At 53.5% G+C, this 19,108-nt stretch carries 18 protein-coding genes and 1 tRNA gene; 13 read left to right on the forward strand and 6 right to left on the reverse strand.

Features of this window, described 5'->3' with window-relative positions:
* Positions 1–233: 233 nt before the first annotated feature.
* Complete coding sequence (locus ABOC97_RS03085; RefSeq protein WP_349593936.1) at positions 234–866, forward strand: ECs1377 family protein; 633 nt, start codon at positions 234–236, stop codon at positions 864–866.
* Positions 867–943: 77 nt separating this feature from the next.
* On the opposite strand, the gene ABOC97_RS03090 is transcribed toward ABOC97_RS03085, so the two are convergent.
* The 3 genes from ABOC97_RS03090 to ABOC97_RS03100 form a co-directional block, all read right to left on the reverse strand.
* Positions 944–1,483, reverse strand: coding sequence for a DUF2058 domain-containing protein (locus ABOC97_RS03090; RefSeq protein ID WP_261627612.1), 540 nt, complete (start codon positions 1,481–1,483; stop codon positions 944–946).
* A gap of 163 nt (positions 1,484–1,646) precedes the next feature.
* A tRNA-Arg gene (locus ABOC97_RS03095) sits at positions 1,647–1,718 on the reverse strand.
* A gap of 75 nt (positions 1,719–1,793) precedes the next feature.
* On the reverse strand, positions 1,794–2,735 hold the full coding sequence (locus ABOC97_RS03100; protein WP_349593940.1) for a formate/nitrite transporter family protein: 942 nt from the start codon (positions 2,733–2,735) through the stop codon (positions 1,794–1,796).
* A 288-nt stretch (positions 2,736–3,023) separates the two neighbouring features.
* Here ABOC97_RS03100 and mlaA point away from each other — a divergent pair, with 288 nt between their 5' ends.
* Entirely contained in the window at positions 3,024–3,779 is a 756-nt protein-coding gene (gene mlaA / locus ABOC97_RS03105; protein ID WP_349593943.1) for a phospholipid-binding lipoprotein MlaA, read from the forward strand.
* A 63-nt stretch (positions 3,780–3,842) separates the two neighbouring features.
* On the opposite strand, the gene fadL is transcribed toward mlaA, so the two are convergent.
* Complete coding sequence (gene fadL / locus ABOC97_RS03110; RefSeq protein ID WP_349593946.1) at positions 3,843–5,141, reverse strand: long-chain fatty acid transporter FadL; 1,299 nt, start codon at positions 5,139–5,141, stop codon at positions 3,843–3,845.
* Between the two features lie 372 nt (positions 5,142–5,513).
* Here fadL and ABOC97_RS03115 point away from each other — a divergent pair, with 372 nt between their 5' ends.
* The 4 genes from ABOC97_RS03115 to sixA all read left to right on the forward strand — a co-directional run bounded on the left by ABOC97_RS03115 (position 5,514) and on the right by sixA (position 10,116).
* Positions 5,514–5,798, forward strand: coding sequence for a YfcZ/YiiS family protein (locus ABOC97_RS03115; RefSeq protein ID WP_234502299.1), 285 nt, complete (start codon positions 5,514–5,516; stop codon positions 5,796–5,798).
* Between the two features lie 184 nt (positions 5,799–5,982).
* A complete protein-coding gene (fadI, locus tag ABOC97_RS03120) occupies positions 5,983–7,293 on the forward strand; it encodes an acetyl-CoA C-acyltransferase FadI (protein WP_349593949.1) in 1,311 nt (436 codons plus the stop codon).
* Positions 7,293–9,443, forward strand: a complete 2,151-nt coding sequence (gene fadJ, locus ABOC97_RS03125; RefSeq protein WP_349593952.1) for a fatty acid oxidation complex subunit alpha FadJ — start codon at positions 7,293–7,295, stop codon at positions 9,441–9,443. The genes fadI and fadJ overlap by 1 nt, the downstream gene beginning before the upstream one ends.
* Before the next feature lie 187 nt (positions 9,444–9,630).
* Positions 9,631–10,116 (forward strand): phosphohistidine phosphatase SixA, encoded by a 486-nt coding sequence (gene sixA, locus ABOC97_RS03130; RefSeq protein WP_234502296.1) that lies wholly within the window; start codon positions 9,631–9,633, stop codon positions 10,114–10,116.
* Positions 10,117–10,267: 151 nt separating this feature from the next.
* Here the strand turns inward: sixA and smrB are convergent, their stop codons facing one another.
* A complete protein-coding gene (gene smrB / locus ABOC97_RS03135; RefSeq protein ID WP_234502295.1) occupies positions 10,268–10,819 on the reverse strand; it encodes an endonuclease SmrB in 552 nt (183 codons plus the stop codon).
* Between the two features lie 162 nt (positions 10,820–10,981).
* On the opposite strand from smrB, the gene prmB reads away from it, so the two are divergent.
* Genes prmB through ABOC97_RS03165 form a run of 6 tightly spaced genes read left to right on the forward strand, consistent with a single transcriptional unit; the run spans position 10,982 to position 15,527 of the window.
* A complete protein-coding gene (prmB, locus tag ABOC97_RS03140; protein WP_234502294.1) occupies positions 10,982–11,914 on the forward strand; it encodes a 50S ribosomal protein L3 N(5)-glutamine methyltransferase in 933 nt (310 codons plus the stop codon).
* 43 nt (positions 11,915–11,957) lie between these two features.
* Positions 11,958–13,043: a chorismate synthase gene (gene aroC, locus ABOC97_RS03145; RefSeq protein ID WP_349593957.1), complete on the forward strand. Its 1,086-nt coding sequence runs from the start codon at positions 11,958–11,960 to the stop codon at positions 13,041–13,043.
* Between the two features lie 2 nt (positions 13,044–13,045).
* Entirely contained in the window at positions 13,046–13,870 is an 825-nt protein-coding gene (gene mepA / locus ABOC97_RS03150) for a penicillin-insensitive murein endopeptidase (protein WP_349593961.1), read from the forward strand.
* Positions 13,870–14,679, forward strand: coding sequence for a sulfite exporter TauE/SafE family protein (locus tag ABOC97_RS03155; RefSeq protein WP_349593964.1), 810 nt, complete (start codon positions 13,870–13,872; stop codon positions 14,677–14,679). Before mepA ends, ABOC97_RS03155 begins: the two co-directional genes overlap by 1 nt.
* Positions 14,679–15,224: an elongation factor P hydroxylase gene (locus ABOC97_RS03160; protein WP_349593967.1), complete on the forward strand. Its 546-nt coding sequence runs from the start codon at positions 14,679–14,681 to the stop codon at positions 15,222–15,224. The genes ABOC97_RS03155 and ABOC97_RS03160 overlap by 1 nt, the downstream gene beginning before the upstream one ends.
* Positions 15,225–15,251: 27 nt before the next feature.
* Complete coding sequence (locus ABOC97_RS03165) at positions 15,252–15,527, forward strand: YfcL family protein (protein WP_234502289.1); 276 nt, start codon at positions 15,252–15,254, stop codon at positions 15,525–15,527.
* Positions 15,528–15,569: 42 nt separating this feature from the next.
* Here ABOC97_RS03165 and mnmC read toward each other — a convergent pair whose 3' ends face one another.
* Entirely contained in the window at positions 15,570–17,570 is a 2,001-nt protein-coding gene (mnmC, locus tag ABOC97_RS03170; RefSeq protein ID WP_349593970.1) for a bifunctional tRNA (5-methylaminomethyl-2-thiouridine)(34)-methyltransferase MnmD/FAD-dependent 5-carboxymethylaminomethyl-2-thiouridine(34) oxidoreductase MnmC, read from the reverse strand.
* Positions 17,571–17,729: 159 nt separating this feature from the next.
* Between mnmC and fabB the strand changes: the two genes are divergently transcribed.
* On the forward strand, positions 17,730–18,947 hold the full coding sequence (fabB, locus tag ABOC97_RS03175) for a beta-ketoacyl-ACP synthase I (protein ID WP_234502287.1): 1,218 nt from the start codon (positions 17,730–17,732) through the stop codon (positions 18,945–18,947).
* Positions 18,948–19,108 lie beyond the last annotated feature (161 nt).

Consider the following 19,108-nt stretch of genomic DNA (forward strand, 5'->3'; position numbering starts at 1 on the left):
ACAGAACCCGCAGAGCAAGTGAAGAACTGGGTTTGCCAATTTTTCCCTATCCTGATTTACTGAAATGGTATTGGCGGTAGTGCTGATATCCAGGCCACTTTTGTAGTTGATAAAAGTCTGTAATTCTTTTTACCGTCTGGGAAAAAGTTTACGGTGGTAATCACCCCCAATTATTTCAGTGTGCTGGTAAAGTAAACCACGGTCACTAAACAATGACGAAAAGGACGCTCAACGTGGCGGGAAAAATTGACTATCAGATTGAAAAGTACAGTTTTACAGAAGCCAGTGAGCCAGAGCGTCTCGCTAATCAGTGGCGTGAAGTGATCGACGAATGTCGACAATCCCATGCTGGTGCGCAAGAGCGCTTGCGAATTGCCTTGCTGAATGTGGACTATGTCACCAGCTTTGAGCTGCCTTTTCGGCTGATGTTAACCCGCGCGCCGCAGCTTATTGCCGGCATTCGTGACGAGCTTCGGCTTAACCAGAAAAATGTCATTTTTAACGGTAAGCGGTTTGGCTGCGTCTACAGTCTGAAGGCTGATTTGAGTGCAGTCCCGGATGCGTTTCAGTACAGTCTGGCAACCCGTATTCAGCGCGTTGATCCTACAGGAACCACGGCCACGCCCTTCCAGAAAATCGCTAAAGAGGTTAAAGCGCCGCGTCAGCGTCTTAAACAAGCGCTGGAAAGTGGCCTACACGTCACGGCGCTGGACGGATTATTCTGGTTCGGGATTCAGCGGATCGCCGCTGATGTGCAGCGACTGAGGAAATCAGGCATGGTAATCGCAACGGCAGAAACGATGGTTTTCGATAATCTCACCGACACTACGCGGCTTGTTCCGGTCTATCGAGCTGAGGCCCGCTAAACTCACGTTGCCATACTTAAGCGATGTTATGAGTCGAACTACTCGGGCCAATTGGGCGGGAAATCAGATTGTTGCGATTACCACATCAAATCATCAGGAACAACAAAAGCGGCGTACGGATCTTCTTCGTCCTGCGTCTCTTTGCTTATCTCATTGCTTAAAACAATATAGCTGGCATCGCGCTGGGCAATTTTATCGGCGACGACTGCGGGGATTATCGCATACTCGCTTTCGGCACTGGCTTCGGCGGTCAGACGCGCAATCGTCAGGCGGCCGCTGATAAGCTGTGCTTGAGCGGTTTTGTCCACGTAGATTTTTTTGATGACATTATTATCGGTGAAGTTAAACCCAATATCGCCTCTTGAGATAACAACTTTATTCATTTCAATAAGTTGTTTTATCTGCGCTTTGTACTCTTTCGACAACGCCGCTTGTTTTTGCTGCTCGCTTAACAGCTTATCGCGCTCGATCTGTGCCTTCTTGTTTTCTTCAACCGCCTCTCTGGCCTCACGGGCCTGAACACGAGATTTTTTCGCTGTTTTTTGCACTTTCGCCATTTTTTTACTGGAGACGAGCCCAGCCTTAAGCATCTGCTCTTGTAATGTTAATTTTGTCATGTTCGTGTCTAAACCCAATAAAAGAATATCGGGGATTATAACCTTATCCGTGTAGGCTGTGCCAGATTGCGGGTTCGTGACGAAGAAGCTTAATGCTGAAGGGGGATACGTTTTTCGGCTGATTACGCAGAGGGTAACGTCGAATAGAGACGTGGCGGTAAAGTGTCCCCTGCAGGAATCGAACCTGCAACTAGCCCTTAGGAGGGGCTCGTTATATCCATTTAACTAAGGGGACGAAGCGGCAAGAGTATAGCGTTTTTTGTCCGCTGGAGTAAGTACATAGCTGCCTGACTGCTCAAACCGTCGCCATTCAGGATGGATTATCCCGGCCGCTGTTCTTTTTAACCCGTTCTGTATTCTGTAAACGAAGCTTTTCTTTACGCGCGTTGCTCATATCATTACGGATCTGTGCGTGGCTCATTAGTGCGAAAATAAACGTACCGCCGCAGATGTTTCCGGCGAGAGTCGGGAGCGCAAAAGGCCAAATAAAATCGCTCCAATGAAGCGTGCCGTTGAACACCAAATAGAGAATTTCCACCGAACCGACCACAATGTGCGTGGTATCACCCAGCGCAATAAGCCAGGTCATCAAAATAATCACCACGATTTTTGCCGCACCCGCTGCGGGAAACATCCAGACCATCGTGGCAATGAGCCAGCCGGAGATAATTGCATTCGCAAACATCTCGGTTGGGCTGTTTTTCATCACATCCATACCGATTTTCACGAAAGCATCACGCGTGCGCTCATCGAAAATAGGCATATACTCAAAAGCCCATGCGGCAATTCCGGTACCGATTATATTCCCGAGCAGCACGACGCCCCATAGCCTCATTAGCAAAGCAAAATTACCGAGGGTTGGGTTCTGCATCACCGGGAGGACGGCAGTCACGGTATTCTCGGTAAACAGCTGTTGCCGGGCCATGATGACAATAATAAAACCGAAGGTATAGCCGAGGTTCTCCAATAAAAAACCGCCGGGAACACCTTCAAGTTCGACATGAAAAATACCCTTTGCCAGCAATGATGCCCCCATTGATAATCCCGCGGCGATAGCTGACCAAAGTAGCGCCATGGCATCGCGCTCCATTTCTTTTTCGCCTTCCTGACGTATGTGCTCATGAATTGCCATTGCGCGGGAGGGGAGACTATCCTCATCAACCTCTATCTTTGTCCCCGTTTGTTTCTCTTCACTCTCCACCGCTAATTCGTCGCTGTGTTTATCAATCTTTTCATTTTCGATGTCATTCATCTCAGTATTCCTGAAATAAGCACGTATAGCCTAAGCGTAGCGGCTTATGTTTGACATGCGGTTGGATGTATTCTGAAATTACGAGAACCCTGGCCTTAGCTTTATCGACCTGGAGAAACAGATGTACCGCTGCGGCGGCGTTACCAGGCTATGATCAAATCAACGAGGCCGGTTATATAGACATCGTTCGATGGGCTGTTACAATCGCTCACATCTAAACAGGCGGATACGCGTGCGTTCCGTCATGGATGGCAATCAGTGATAGCCATTATCAACAGGGAGACATTTATGAAGCTTCGCCTGTCGGCGCTGGCGCTGGGAACCACACTACTGATGGGCTGTGCGAGTTCCGCTACAGAACAGCAGGGGCGTTCAGACCCGCTTGAAGGATTTAACCGGACCATGTACAGCTTCAACTTCAACGTGTTGGATCCGTATGTCCTTCGTCCAGTAGCGGTAGCATGGCGTGATTATGTTCCACAGCCTGCGCGAAATGGCCTTGGCAACTTTACCAGCAACCTGGAAGAGCCGGCCATTATGGTGAACTCCTTCCTGCAGGGGGATCCGTACCAGGGGATGGTCCACTTTACGCGTTTCTTCCTGAATACCGTTATTGGGATGGGCGGCTTTATTGATGTTGCAGGTATGGCTAACCCGAAACTGCAGCGCGTTCAGCCACACCGTTTTGGCAGCACGCTGGGGCATTATGGCGTGGGCTATGGGCCATATGTGCAACTGCCGTTTTACGGCAGCTTCACTCTGCGTGAAGATGTTGGCGACATGGCAGATACCACCTATCCGGTGCTCTCCTGGCTGACCTGGCCAATGTCGATTGGTAAATGGGTGGTTGAAGGTGTTGAAACCCGCGCCCAGTTGCTTGACTCTGATGGCCTGCTGCGTCAGTCTGCCGATCCGTACATTATGGTGCGTGAAGCCTACTTCCAGCAGCATGACTTTATTGCTAATGGCGGTAAGCTGAAACCGGAAGTAAACCCGAACGCGCAGGCGATTGAGGGCGATCTGAAGGACATCGATTCAGAATAAGCCATCAGCGGCAATAAAAAAGGGTGAACATAATGTTCACCCTTTTTTTATGTCAGCAGACTATCAGAAGCGATAGTTGAAGTTAGAACCAAACAGCCAGGCTTTACCTTCAGACTTGAAGGTGTAGTTGCCTTCCTGCACAGTGACGGTCTGGCCATGCATGTAAGAGGCGCCAAAGTCGATAGAGGCATCTTCGTTAAACGCATAGGTGGTACCGGCGCTCAGCCAGAAACGGTCCTGGTCTGGGATAGAGATAGAGCGATGGTTTGCGGGAACCGGGCTATCATCGAACGCAATACCGGTACGGAAGGTCCAGTTTTTGTCGTAGTAATAGGTGGTACCCAACGCGATACGGTAAGCGTCTTTAAAGCTCTCGTCTTTATAGAACAGCTCCTGGCCGTTTGAACCGGTCGCTTTCAGCTCCTGGAACTGGCTCCAGCTGGTATAGGCGATGCTATAGTGGATAGCCCACTGTGGATCGACCTTGTTATAACCGGAGATTTCCCACATTTCAGGCAGGTTCAGGGTCAGAGAACCGCCGATGGTGCGGCCATCGGTGCCGTAAGGCACTTCTGCGGGAAGTCTTCCGTTGTAGCGGCTTGAGATGTTGCTTTTATAATCGCCATCGAAGTCAATTTTTACTTCTGAGCGATAGGTCAGACCCCAACGGTTATTTTTATCCAGCTCATACAAAATACCCGCATTCCAGCCGTAACCCCATTCATCACCTTTCAAATGAGCGATTTGAGTGTCCGGTCCGGTGACTCCAGAGCCAGGCAGTCGGCTCAGAGAGAGGCTCGTATCACCTGCATAACGCTCAATTTTGGCTTTTGCGTACACGGCATCAAAACCGAGGCCGAAGCTCCAGTTACTGCTGAGTCGGTATGCGCCGCTCAGGTTGAGGTTCGCAGTTTGCAGGTCAGTTTTACCGCCGTACATGCCGGCCGCGTAGCTATTATTAAACTCGGTTGCCAGACCGTAGTTGGAGGTGATGGAAGCCCCCCAGCCAAACTGCTCGTTAATTGGCATCACGAAGTGGACGTTTGGCACCCAGGCGGTTGGCGCGATATTGTCAGCGTCGGTGCTTTTGCCGGTAGCCGGAGATTTACCGGTAATATTCACATCCGGATCAATGAACACGGCACCGATAGAGAATTCCGGGCGGTCGAACATTGTAATCAACGCCGGGTTACGGCTGGCATTACCCGCATCATCTGCGATAGCACCTTCGCCAGAATAGGCGCGGCCCAGACCAGAGGACGAGAATTCATTCAGTTGGAAACCTGCTGACCAGGCTTGGGTAGAAACAAGTGCCACTGCAACAGCAAGAGCAGACTTCGTGAAACGGGTTTTTTGGCTCATGACCATAACCTCATTGAGTTATTTTTATACAAACAATGTTACATGTAGTAACAGAAGCGCGAAGTGTAGGGGCTGGACTACAACTTAGAAATCAGACCAGTGACGAGAGTATAGGTCTGACCAGATGGGATGTTGCAATATTGTTTATTAATATTTTCAAAGATGTTGTTTGAAACGAGATCTGGTTGGCAAAATTGCGGGTCTGGTCATGGGTAACCAAACGCTGAATTTGTTTTAGATCATTTTTAATTGTGATTTCGGTCACTTATCCGATTTCATCTCATTAACGACTGGAGAGGGACCGCGGGCGGGCGTAAAATAGGCACATAGTTTATCTGGCACCTTGGGTGCACAAAACAGAGGAAATCTGCAATGAGTAAATGTAGTGCTGATGAAACCCCAGTTTGCTGCTGCATGGATGTTGGTACCATCATGGACAATACCGACTGCACCGCATCCTATAGCCGCGTATTCGCTAACCGTGCACAAGCAGAAGAAACTCTGGCTGCGCTGACTGAAAAAGCACGCGGCGTTGAGTCTGAACCATGCCAAATCACCTCTACCTTTAAAGAAGTGGAAGGTGGCGTACAGCTGGACATCGACTTCGTTTTCGCCTGTGAAGCTGAAACCCTGATCTTCCAGCTGGGTCTGCGTTAATCGCATTCTGACTCACTGCTCTTAATAACGCCCCTGCTGCTGATGCCGCAGGGGCGTTTTCTTTTGTGCTCAATGTGTTTTAGCTCCCAATTTTTCTTCTCTTCGATTGGCTAAGTGTAAAAAATTAGTTAAGAATGTTATCAGGTCAGACCACTTGGTCGATTTCCGATAACAGGGGAGAGTTATGAGTCAGGCGCTACCGCTAATCACCCGTCAGGGCGATCGCATTGCTATTGTGAGTGGGTTACGCACCCCGTTTGCCCGTCAGGCGACCGCTTTTCATGGCGTTCCCGCCGTGGATCTCGGGAAGATGGTGGTGGGTGAAATGCTGGCGCGTAGTGAAATTTCCCCGGACGTGATTGAGCAACTGGTCTTTGGTCAGGTGGTACAAATGCCGGCTGCGCCAAATATTGCCCGTGAAATTGTTCTCGGCACCGGTATGAACGTGCACACCGATGCCTATAGCGTGAGCCGCGCCTGCGCAACCAGTTTCCAGGCGGTAGCGAACGTCGCGGAAAGTTTAATGGCCGGGACAATCCGTGCGGGCATCGCCGGTGGTGCCGATTCGTCTTCCGTTCTGCCGATTGGCGTCAGTAAAGCTCTGGCGCGCACCCTGGTAGATGCCAATAAAGCTCGCACGCTTGGGCAGAAGCTCAAACTCTTTTCTCGCTTACGTTTGCGCGACCTGATGCCAGTGCCACCAGCGGTTGCCGAATATTCGACCGGCCTGCGGATGGGCGATACCGCCGAACAGATGGCGAAAACCTATGGCATTACCCGTGAACAACAAGATGCGTTGGCTAACCGCTCGCATCAGCTGGCGGCACAGGCCTGGGCGGCGGGAAAACTTAATGATGAAGTGATGACTGCCTACTCTCCGCCGTACCGTAATCCTCTGGAGCAGGACAATAACATTCGCGCCAATTCGACGCTTGCCGACTATGCCAAGCTGCGCCCGGCATTTGATCGCCAGCATGGCACGGTGACGGCGGCGAACAGCACCCCCTTAACCGATGGCGCTGCGGCGGTGATCCTGATGACCGAATCCCGCGCCAAAGAGCTTGGGCTCACGCCGCTGGGCTATCTGCGCAGCTACGCGTTTACCGCCATTGATGTCTGGCAGGACATGCTGTTGGGACCGGCCTGGTCGACGCCGCTGGCGCTGGAGCGTGCGGGGCTGAGCTTCGCTGACCTGACGCTTATTGATATGCATGAAGCCTTCGCAGCCCAGACGCTCGCGAATATTCAGTGTCTGGCGAGCGAGAAATTCGCCCGTGAGGTGCTGGGGCGCAGCCATGCCACCGGCGAGGTGGATGAAAGTAAATTTAACGTGCTGGGCGGCTCGATTGCCTATGGTCATCCATTTGCTGCTACCGGCGCGCGCATGATCACCCAGACGCTCAACGAACTGCGCCGTCGCGGCGGTGGTTTCGGGCTGGTCACCGCCTGTGCGGCGGGTGGACTCGGTGCTGCGATGGTTCTGGAGGCTGAATAATGGACATGAAATCTGCATTCACACTCACCGTACGCCCTGATAATGTCGCCGTGGTCGCGATTGATGTACCCGATGAAAAGATGAATACCCTGAAGGCCGAATTTGGCGCTCAGGTACGGGCAATTCTCAAACAAATCCGTGAGAATAAAGCTTTGCTGGGCGTGGTGATTATCTCAGCTAAACCCGACAATTTTATTGCCGGGGCCGATATCAACATGATTGGCCGATGCAAAAGTGCCCTGGAGGCCGAAGCGCTAGCACGTCAGGGGCAGCAGGTGATGGCTGAAATCGCCAGCTTATCAATCCCTGTAGTGGCGGCAATTCACGGCGCTTGCCTTGGCGGAGGATTGGAATTGGCGTTGGCCTGTCATGCCCGTATTTGTTCCGACGATGGGCGTACAGTTCTGGGGCTACCGGAAGTTCAGCTTGGCCTGTTACCTGGCTCTGGGGGAACTCAGCGATTACCGCGGCTGGTGGGCGTAAGCACCGCGCTGGATATGATCCTGACCGGCAAGCAACTCCGTGCTCGGCAGGCACTCAAAGCTGGTCTGGTTGATGAAGTGGTACCGCACTCAATCTTGCTGGAGGCGGCCGCTGAATGTGCGCGCAAGCCCCAGCATGAACATCGTCGTTTGCCGATTCGGGAACGCATTCTTGCCGGTCCGCTGGGACGAAACCTGCTGTTCAGTATGGCGGGTAAAAAAACGGCGCAAAAAACCCAGGGTAACTACCCGGCAACCGATAAAATTTTGCAGGTGATCGAAACGGGCCTCGCGCACGGGGCCTCCAGTGGATACGAGGCGGAGGCGCGTGCCTTCGGTGAACTGGCGATGACGCCGCAATCGCAGGCGTTGCGTAATATTTTCTTTGCCAGTACCGAACTGAAAAAAGATCCTGGCGCCAGCGTCGAGGCTGGCCCGCTGCGATCTGTGGGGATCCTGGGTGGCGGTCTGATGGGCGGTGGTATTGCCTATGTCACGGCGGTGAAAGGAAAGCTGCCGGTGCGAATTAAAGATATTAACGCGAATGGCATTAACCATGCGCTGAAATACAGCTGGGATCAGCTGGAACAAAAAGTCCGTCGTCGTCATATGAAGGCTGCTGAGCGTGATAGCCAGCTGGCGCTGATTTCCGGCGGTACTGATTATCGCGGCTTTGCGCATCGTGATGTGGTTATCGAAGCGGTGTTTGAAGATCTGGCGCTGAAGCAGAAGATGGTGGCGGAAGTTGAACAGAATTGTGCACCTCACACCGTTTTCGCATCAAACACCTCATCTTTACCGATTGGTGATATTGCAGCCCTTGCCCAGCGGCCGGATCAGGTTATTGGTCTGCACTTTTTCAGTCCGGTAGAGAAAATGCCACTGGTGGAAGTGATACCTCATACCGGTACCTCTGAGCAGACAATTGCGACCACCGTAAAATTGGCGAAAAAACAGGGTAAAACGCCGATTGTAGTTGCCGATAAAGCGGGCTTCTACGTTAACCGCATTCTGGCACCTTATATTGCCGAAGCCATGCGCATGCTGGTGGAAGGTGAAAGCGTGGAGGATATTGATAACGCACTGGTTAAATTTGGTTTTCCGGTAGGGCCAATCCAGCTTTTAGATGAAGTGGGAATTGATACTGGCACCAAAATTTTGCCTATTCTTGAAGCGGCTTATGGCGAGCGTTTCAGTGCTCCTGCAACGCTGATTCAGGCAATTTTGAATGACGATCGCAAAGGTAGAAAAAATGGTCGGGGTTTCTATCTTTATGGTGTGAAAGGGCGTAAAAGCAAGAAACAGGTCGATAAAGCAGTCTACTCTCTGGCCGGAATGGCCGCTCGACACAGCCAGTGTTCAGCGGCGCAAATTGCCGAACGCTGCGTGATGCTGATGCTTAACGAAGCCGCCCGCTGTGTTGAAGAGGGCGTCGTTCGTAGCGCGCGTGATGGTGACATTGGCGCGGTATTTGGTATTGGATTCCCACCGTTCCTCGGTGGCCCGCTCCGTTATATGGATACGCTGGGAGCGGGTGAAGTGGTTGCTCAATTGCAACGATTGGCTACCCAGTACGGTTCGCGGTTCTCCCCTTGTGAGGCACTCATCCAGCGGGCAGAGCGTGAGCTAACCTTTTGGCCAGGTCATGAAACAGTTCCGCTGAATTGAGGTCAAAGTAGGAGAACCCCGATTGAATACAAGGTTTCTGGCTATTTTGTAAACAGATGTTGACTATACTTACGGCAGTAAGGTAAAAAGCAGCGTTTCATTCAGTGAATGGATAAGGCACAATGCCCGGCTACCGCGTCACCGTTATGGTGACGCTGGTGCTTCTGGTTAACAAAAGCGGTGCAATATGCAAGTTTTTATTATGCGTCACGGCGATGCTGCTCTCGATGCAGCAAGTGATTCGGTTCGTCCTCTCACCGGTTGTGGTTGTGATGAATCTCGTCAGATGGCAACATGGCTGAAAGGCCAAAAAGTGGACATCGACCGTATTCTGGTCAGTCCATACCTGCGTGCGGAACAGACGCTGGAAGTGGTTGGGGAGTGTATGACCCTGCCAAAAGAGGTCGACGTTCTGCAGGAGTTAACGCCGTGCGGCGATATCGGCCTGGTCAGCGCCTACCTGCAAGCGTTAGCCAATGAAGGAACGTCATCGGTGCTGGTGATTTCTCACTTACCGCTGGTTGGCTACCTGGTCGCGGAACTGTGCCCAGGCGAGGTGCCACCGATGTTTACAACTTCTGCCATTGCCAGCGTCACTCTGGACGCGAATGGGCAGGGTACCCTCAACTGGCAAATGAGCCCGTGCAATCTCAGAATGGCGAAGGCCATTTAACGACGGCACTCACCGGCCTCTGGACACTTCCAGCGGCCGCCTTGTGATAATCATGACGCCATCAGGCAGCCCGGAGCCGATTTACCCGGCCTGTAAACGGCGCTTTAGCGATAACCCGGACGAGGCGTTGATACCAACTCCAGGGATCGTATCAAGGCAATTCCGGCGGCAGCCACTCTTCAACTTCAATTAATACCAGCAGCGCGGCATCACCGCCGTATTCTTTCGACGCCTGATGAAAAGCCATCACGTGCGGGTGTTGTGCCAGCCACAGCGGCGTTTGTTGCTTCAGAATATGTTTACCATGACCATGCATCACGCAGGCACAAAAGACATGCTCCCGGCGGCAGGCGGCGATAAGCGCCCCCAGCTCCTGTTTAGCCTGCATCTGCGTTAAGCCGTGTAGGTCGAGGAACAGCTCCGGGGAGTAATCACCGCGGCGCAGTTTTTTAAGCTCAAAATGGCTGACGTCTTCGCGCACGTATTTCACTGGACCATTGGTATTCAGCAGTGGCTGGAATTCATCGGAGAAAAAGTGGCTGTTGTCCGCCTGCTCCTGCAGCAAACGCTTGGGCGGGATCTCGCTGATTTTTTTACGCGGCGGACGATGGACAATGGTGTCCTGCTTAATTTTACGCGTCCCGGTCATCAGTTGCTGAAAGAGCGCCTGATCCTCCTCGCTCAGAGAGGGTGTCTTTTTCATTGATTCTTCTCAGTCATTTTTTCCACTAGTTTACCTTTTCACGCCGCTCCCTGCAGCGAAAACGCTTTTTTCCCCGCAGCCTACGCAAGAATGCTGATTTATCGCCGTCTTCATGGCAAACTAGCCGCCGAATTTACCCCGACGCATGCCCTGGAGGACAACGTGGATAAGATATTTGTTGAAGAAGCAGTCAGTGAGCTGCACACCATTCAGGACATGTTACGCTGGGCGGTAAGCCGCTTTAGCGCGGCCAATATCTGGTACGGTCATGGCACCGATAACCCGTGGGATGAAGCCGTGCAGCTGGTACTGCCAACGCTGTATCTGCCGCTCGATATCCCTGAAGATATGCGTATTGCCCGCCTGACAACCAGCGAAAAACAGCTAATTGTTGAGCGCGTCATTCGTCGCGTCAACGAACGCATTCCGGTCGCCTATCTGACCAATAAAGCCTGGTTCTGTGGTCACGAATTCTATGTCGACGATCGCGTGCTAGTACCGCGCTCGCCAATTGGTGAACTGATTAACAACCGCTTTGCCGGTTTAATCAATCATCAGCCTGAGCATATTCTGGATATGTGTACCGGCAGCGGCTGTATCGCCATTGCCTGCGCCTACGCTTTCCCGGAAGCGGAAGTCGACGCGATTGATGTTTCCCCGGATGCGCTGGCGGTGACTGAATACAACATCGAAGAACACGGCATGATCCACAACGTCACGCCGATTCGCTCCGATCTGTTCCGCGACCTGCCAACCCTGCAATACGATCTTATTGTCACCAATCCGCCGTACGTGGATGAAGAAGATATGGACGATCTGCCGTCAGAATATCGCCACGAGCCGGAGCTGGGTCTGGCTTCCGGTAGCGATGGTCTGCACTTGACTCGCCGTATTCTTGGCTGTGCGCCGGATTACCTGACCGATGACGGCGTTCTGATTTGTGAAGTGGGTAACAGCATGGTACATCTGATGGATCAATATCCGGATGTGCCGTTCACCTGGCTTGAGTTTGATAACGGCGGTGACGGTGTCTTTATGCTGACCAAAGCGCAGCTGGTAGCGGCGCAGAATCACTTCGGCCAGTACAAAGACTGATTATTCCAGCACACAACAACAGAACAACGATAACGGAGTCGTGATGGCAGGAAACACTATTGGACAACTCTTTCGCGTAACCACCTTCGGTGAATCGCATGGCCTGGCGCTGGGCTGCATCGTTGACGGCGTGCCTCCGGGCATCCCGTTAACCGAAGCTGACCTTCAGCACGACCTTGATCGTCGTCGCCCGGGTACATCGCGCTATACCACCCAACGTCGCGAACCGGATCAGGTGAAAATTCTCTCCGGCGTCTTTGATGGCGTAACCACCGGCACCAGTATTGGTCTGCTGATTGAAAACACCGATCAGCGCTCGCAGGACTACGGCGCGATTAAAGATGTCTTCCGTCCGGGGCACGCAGATTATACCTACGAGCAGAAATACGGCCTGCGTGACTATCGCGGCGGCGGTCGTTCGTCGGCTCGTGAAACGGCGATGCGCGTGGCGGCAGGGGCAATTGCGAAGAAATTCCTTGCCGCTAAATTCGGCATCGTTATCCGCGGCTGTCTGACCCAGATGGGCGATATTCCGCTGGAGATCAAAGATTGGGAGCAGGTTGAGCAAAACCCGTTCTTCTGCCCTGATCCGGACAAAATCGACGCGCTGGATGAGCTGATGCGTGGCCTTAAAAAAGAGGGCGACTCGATTGGTGCGAAAGTCACCGTCGTGGCGGATGGCGTACCGGCGGGCCTTGGCGAACCGGTCTTTGACCGTCTGGATGCCGACATCGCCCATGCGCTGATGAGTATCAATGCCGTTAAGGGCGTTGAAATTGGCGATGGCTTTGAGGTGGTGAAATTGCGCGGTAGTCAAAACCGTGATGAAATCACCAAAGAGGGCTTCCAGAGCAACCACGCCGGCGGCATTTTGGGCGGGATTAGCAGCGGTCAGCAGATCGTCGCTAATATGGCGCTGAAACCTACTTCGAGCATCACCGTCCCGGGGCGTACGATCGACCGCTTTGGTGAAGAGGTTGAGATGATCACAAAAGGTCGTCACGATCCTTGCGTCGGTATTCGTGCGGTGCCAATTGCGGAAGCAATGATGGCAATCGTTCTGATGGATCACTTTATGCGTCAACGCGCGCAAAACGCCGATGTGACGACGTCAATTCCACGCTGGTAATCATGAAAAAAACCGTTATTGCGCTGCTGGCTCTGGTAGTCAGCAGTACGGCGCTGGCGGCAACGCCCTGGCAAAAAATCACCCAGCCGATTAACGGCAGCGCCCAGTCAATCGGGGCGTTTGCCAACGGCTGTATTGTGGGGGCGCAGCCGCTGCCGCTACAGGCTGATACCTATCAGGTGATGCGTACCGATCAGCGCCGCTACTTTGGCCACCCGGAACTGGTGCAGTTTATCCAGCGTCTGGGTAGCCAGGTGCAGCAGCACGGTATGGGCACCATGTTGATTGGTGATATGGGCATGCCTGCCGGCGGACGCTTTAACGGCGGACACGCCAGCCATCAAAGTGGGCTGGACGTTGATATTTTCCTGCAATTACCGAAAGCACGTTGGAGCTCCGCGCAGTTACTTAAACCACAGGCGCTGGATTTAGTGGCTGCCGATGGCAAACGCGTGGTGCCGACGCTGTGGAAACCGGAAATCGGCCAACTGATTAAGCTGGCGGCCGAAGACAAGGAAGTGACGCGCATTTTCGTCAACCCGGCGATTAAGCAGCAGCTGTGCCTGGAGGCGGGCAACGATCGCGACTGGTTGCATAAAGTGCGTCCGTGGTTCCAACACCGCGCGCATATGCACGTGCGCTTGAAATGCCCGGCTAATAGCCTTGAGTGCGAAGAACAGGCACCACCGCCTGCTGGAGACGGTTGCGGCGCTGAGCTGCAAAGCTGGTTCGAACCGCCAAAACCTGGCACCACCAAACCTGTGAAGAAGACGCCTCCACCGTTGCCGCCTTCCTGCCAGGCGCTACTGGATGAGCACGTACTCTGATGGACAGTTTCTCCACGTTATTTATGGTCGAGCCGCTGATGCTGGTGGCGCTCTTCTTTATCGCCATCCTGGCGGGATTTATCGACTCACTGGCCGGCGGCGGTGGTTTACTCACCGTTCCCGCTCTAATGGCAGCGGGAATGCCGCCCGCACAGGCGCTGGCAACCAATAAGCTGCAGGCCTGCGGCGGTTCGCTTTCCGCATCGCTCTATTTTATTCGCCGTAAGGTGGTGAACCTGGCGGATCAGAAACTGAATATTCTGATGACCTTTATCGGTTCGATGAGCGGCGCGCTGCTGGTGCAGTACGTGAAGTCGGATATTCTGCGCCAAATCCTGCCGATTCTGGTTATCGGTATTGGCCTCTATTTTCTCCTGATGCCAAAACTCGGGGAATCCGATCGCCAGCAGCGTTTGTATGGCCTGCCGTTTGCGCTGGTGGCCGGCGGTTGCGTGGGTTTCTACGACGGATTTTTTGGCCCTGGCGCGGGTTCGTTTTATGCGCTGGCGTTTGTCACGCTGATGGGCTTTAACCTGGCGAAATCAACAGCGCATGCCAAAGTGCTGAATGCCACCTCAAACGTCGGCGGCCTGCTGCTGTTTATCATTGGCGGCAAAGTGATTTGGGCGACCGGTTTTGTGATGATGGTGGGGCAGTTTTTCGGCGCGCGTATGGGGTCACGCTTAGTGTTAAGCAAAGGGCAGGCGCTGATCCGGCCGATGATTGTGGTGGTTTCCGCCGTCATGAGTGCCAAGCTGCTGTATGACAGCCATGGACAGGAAATACTTCAATGGTTAGGGATGAACTGATGACAACGACCCATGATTATCAGCAGCTGATTGCGATTTTCGACGGCTGCTTTGCCGAAGAGTTTAATACTCGTCTGATTAAAGGCGATGACGAACCGATTTATCTTCCCGCTGATGCCGACGTGCCGTACAACCGCATCGTTTTCGCCCATGGCTTTTACGCCAGTGGTTTGCATGAAATTTCCCATTGGTGTATTGCCGGGAAAGCGCGCCGCGAGCAGGTTGACTTTGGCTACTGGTACTGCCCGGACGGACGCGATGCCAAAACCCAGGGGCAGTTTGAAGACGTGGAAGTGAAGCCGCAGGCTTTTGACTGGCTGTTCTGCGTGGCGGCGGGTTTCCCGTTTAACGTCAGTTGCGACAACCTGGAAGGTGATTTTGAGCCGGACCGTATCGTATTCCAGCGACGCGTTCATGCGCAGGTGATGACCTATCTGAAAGAAGGTATTCCACCTCGCCCGGCCAAACTTATCAAAGCATTACAGGATTACTACCATACGCCGGCCCTAACGGCGGAACAATTCCCATGGCCGGAAGATCTCTAAGGCCATGTTACCGAAAGAGGAAAGAAGATGATCGCGGAGTTTGAAGAGCGCATTCTGGCGTTAATTGACGATATGGTGGAACACGCCAGTGATGATGAGCTGTTTGCCAGCGGTTATCTGCGCGGTCACCTGACGTTAGCCGTTGCCGATCTGGAAGAGGGCGAAGCCCATAGCGCCGAAGCGCTGTACCGTAATGTGACCCGCAGTCTGGAAACGGCAATCAGTGCAGGTGAACTGTCGCCGCGTGATCAGGCGCTGGTCAAAGATATGTGGGATAACCTGTATCAGCAGGCCTCCCGCTAAGTTTGCCGATTGCCCGGAATCGCTGCCGGGCAATCCACTCTCTTATTTCACCGCTTTTCCCTTCAGCAGTTTTCTTACCCATAACCGATTCGGATTTAATCCTGCCAGCGTCACTGCATCCAGCGGTAACGGCTCCTGACTCATCTGTGCTGCCAGCACTTCTGCCGCCAGTGGCGCTGAACAAAGCCCACGTGAACCCAGCGCGCCCAGCACAAACAGGTTTGGGTAAACCGGCGCCGGTTCGGCTTCCTGCGCGTTTTCATAAAGCGATGCATATTGTGCGAGAGTCTGCTCGTAGTCCGGCACGTTACCGACCATCGGCAGATGATCGCGGGTCGCACAGCGCACGCCGCAGCGGGCTTCATTGGCGCTCACGTCCACTTCCTGCGTCCAGGCTTCATGCGGGAAGCAGTCAATTAAACGCTGACGGTTATGCAGTTGGTCGTCTTCGTTGAAGGTCATCTCGCGTTCACCGCGGTGATAACTGGCCCCGATACAGTGCTGCTGGTTACGCGGGTTTTGCGGCGTCAGATAGCCGTCATAGCAGAGCACCTGGCGCAGTTTGGCCAGATTTTCAGTGGTGGGAATATGGCTGACCTGACCACCGACTGCATACACCGGCAGGTGTTCGGTTTGCGTGAACTGGCTGAGGTTATGACCGTTCGCCAGCACGACGCTCGGGGCGCTAGCTGTTTCGCCGTCGGCAAATTGTAGCTGCCAACCATCTTCAGAGGACTCAAGCGCCGTCAGCGTTTTTTGCCAGTGCACCTGTAGCCCTTGCTGGCGGGCCAGCGCAAACACGCCAGCGGTTAGCTCGGCCGGGCACAGCCAGCCGCCGAGCGGATACTGAATGCCACCGCAGCCGGTTTCAAGGCCGATGGTCGCCGCAACTTCAGCCTCAGAAGAAGCATGGGCAATCTCCTCAGGAAGATTCAACGACAGCATCTGGACAATTTTTTGCGCGCTTTTGTCATCCCAACCCAGCTGGGTGACGCCGCACCATTGATGATCAAACTCGATAGGCAAAGCATCATACAGGCGGCGGGCAAAGAGAAACGCTGCCGGGAAGAACTGCGCCAGCGCAGGATCGTGAGCCGTCAGCAGCGGATAGAGCGCGCCCTGGCGATTGCCGGACGCACCTTGTGCGGGGGCATCGTCGGCGCAGTACAGCGTGACGGCCCAGCCACGACGCAGTAAAGCAAGTGAGAGCAGGGCGCTGGCGATACCGCCGCCTATAATCGTTGCTTCGTGTACCTGGCTGCCGGTACGGGCAAACCACGGTGTTCGCGTCGCGTCTGGCTGAGGCTGCGTCATTTCACCGATAAGCATCTCGCGTTTACGGCCAAATCCTTTGTGTTTATGCATGGTGAAGCCAGCATCCTGCAGTCCACGACGGACAAAACCCGCCGAGGTGAAGGTTGCCAGAGTACCGCCGGGTCTGGCGGTACGGGCCATGGCGGAAAATAGTGCCGGGGTCCACATATCTGGATTTTTTGCTGGGGCAAAACCGTCGAGGAACCACGCATCAACCTGTTGGTTAAACGAGTCGTCGAGCTTATCGGTCAATTCATTGATATCGCCAAACCACAAATCCAGCGTCACCCGCCCGCCATCTAACAATAGGCGATGGCACCCGGCAACCGGTAGCGGCCACTGCGCCTGCAACTGCTCGGCCCATTCGGCCAGTTCTGGCCAATGCTGGTGTGCCAGACGCAGATCGTCAGCTTTCAGCGGAAATTTTTCAAAACTGACGAAATGTAATCTTTGTAGCGTAGCGTCAGGATGCTGGTGGCGGAAGGCATCGAAAGCCTGCCATAGCGTCAGGAAATTGAGGCCGGTACCAAAGCCACTTTCCGCTACCACAAATAGCGGATGCGGATGGTGGGGGAAACGTACCTCTAACTGGTTACCGCCGAGGAAAACGTAACGCGTTTCCTCCAGTCCGTTATCATTAGAGAAGTAGACATCATCGAAGTCTCGGGAAACAGGTGTACCCTCACTGTTGAATTCGAGGTTGGCGGATTGTATGGCGTTATGTTTCACGTAAGTTACTCGCGCGGCAAGGAGTCAGCCGATCTTAACGATGCGTGCCCGCAGGTGCAAATTTCTGCATAAAATTGCTGATCGGACTTGTTCGGCGTACAAGTGTACGCTATCTTGCCACTCGAAACTTAAAATAGTGATGACTTACAGAGGTATTGAATGAAACGTGCAGTGATTACTGGCCTGGGTATCGTTTCCAGCATCGGTAGCAACCAGCAGGAAGTCCTGGCATCCCTGCGTGAAGGACGCTCGGGGATCACTTTCTCTCAAGAATTCAAAGATTCTGGTATGCGTAGCCACGTTTGGGGTAACGTCAAACTGGACACCACCGGTCTTATCGACCGCAAAGTGGTCCGTTTCATGAACGATGCCTCTATCTACGCTTACCTTTCTATGCAGCAGGCTGTTGCAGATGCTGGCTTGAAGGAAGAAGAATATCAGAACAACCCGCGCGTCGGCCTGATTGCCGGTTCCGGTGGTTCTTCAAAAGCACAGGTATTCGGTGCAGATGCAATGCGTAGCCCGCGCGGCCTGAAAGCAGTGGGTCCTTATGTCGTGACCAAAGCGATGGGCTCAGCGGTTTCCGCCTGCCTCGCCACGCCGTTCAAAATCCACGGCGTTAACTACTCCATCAGCTCCGCCTGCGCCACTTCCGCGCACTGTATCGGTAACGCGGTAGAGCAGATCCAACTGGGCAAACAGGACATCGTATTTGCCGGCGGCGGCGAAGAGCTGGGCTGGGAAATGGCCTGTGAATTCGACGCGATGGGCGCACTGTCCACCAAGTACAACGAAACTCCAGATAAAGCTTCCCGTACTTATGATGCACACCGCGATGGCTTCGTTATCGCTGGCGGCGGTGGCATGGTTGTGGTTGAAGAACTGGAGCACGCTCTGGCTCGCGGCGCGCATATTTATGCAGAAATCGTTGGCTACGGCGCAACGTCCGATGGTGCCGATATGGTTGCTCCATCCGGCGAAGGCGCAGTACGCTGCATGCAGATGGCGATGCATGGCGTTGACACCCCAATCGACTACCTGAACTCCCACGGTACTTCTACTCCAGTAGGCGACGTGAAAGAGCTGGGCGCGATTCAGGAAGTGTTCGGCGACAACAGCCCGGCCATCTCCGCAACCAAAGCAATGACCGGCCACTCTCTGGGTGCCGCTGGCGTGCAGGAAGCTATCTACTCTCTGCTGATGCTGGAACATGGCTTTGTGGCCCCAAGCATCAACATCGACGAGATGGACGAAAAAGCTGCTGGCCTGAACATCGTGACTGAAGCGACCGATCGTGAGTTGACCACCGTGATGTCCAACAGCTTCGGCTTCGGTGGCACCAACGCCACGCTGGTGATGCGTAAGCTGAAAGCCTAAGTCTGGCAAGCTAATGTGAAAAAGGAGCCTGATGGCTCCTTTTTTATGCGTTGACAATGACCTGAAATAACGGGCAAACTTCCGCCTCAACGTTATCATTCTGATAATGCGTAAGCGTTTAACGTCAACCAACGCACCTTAATCCTGATAATCGGGTAGAG

The organism is Kluyvera huaxiensis (assembly GCF_040149365.1).
GTDB lineage: Bacteria > Pseudomonadota > Gammaproteobacteria > Enterobacterales > Enterobacteriaceae > Kluyvera > Kluyvera intermedia_A.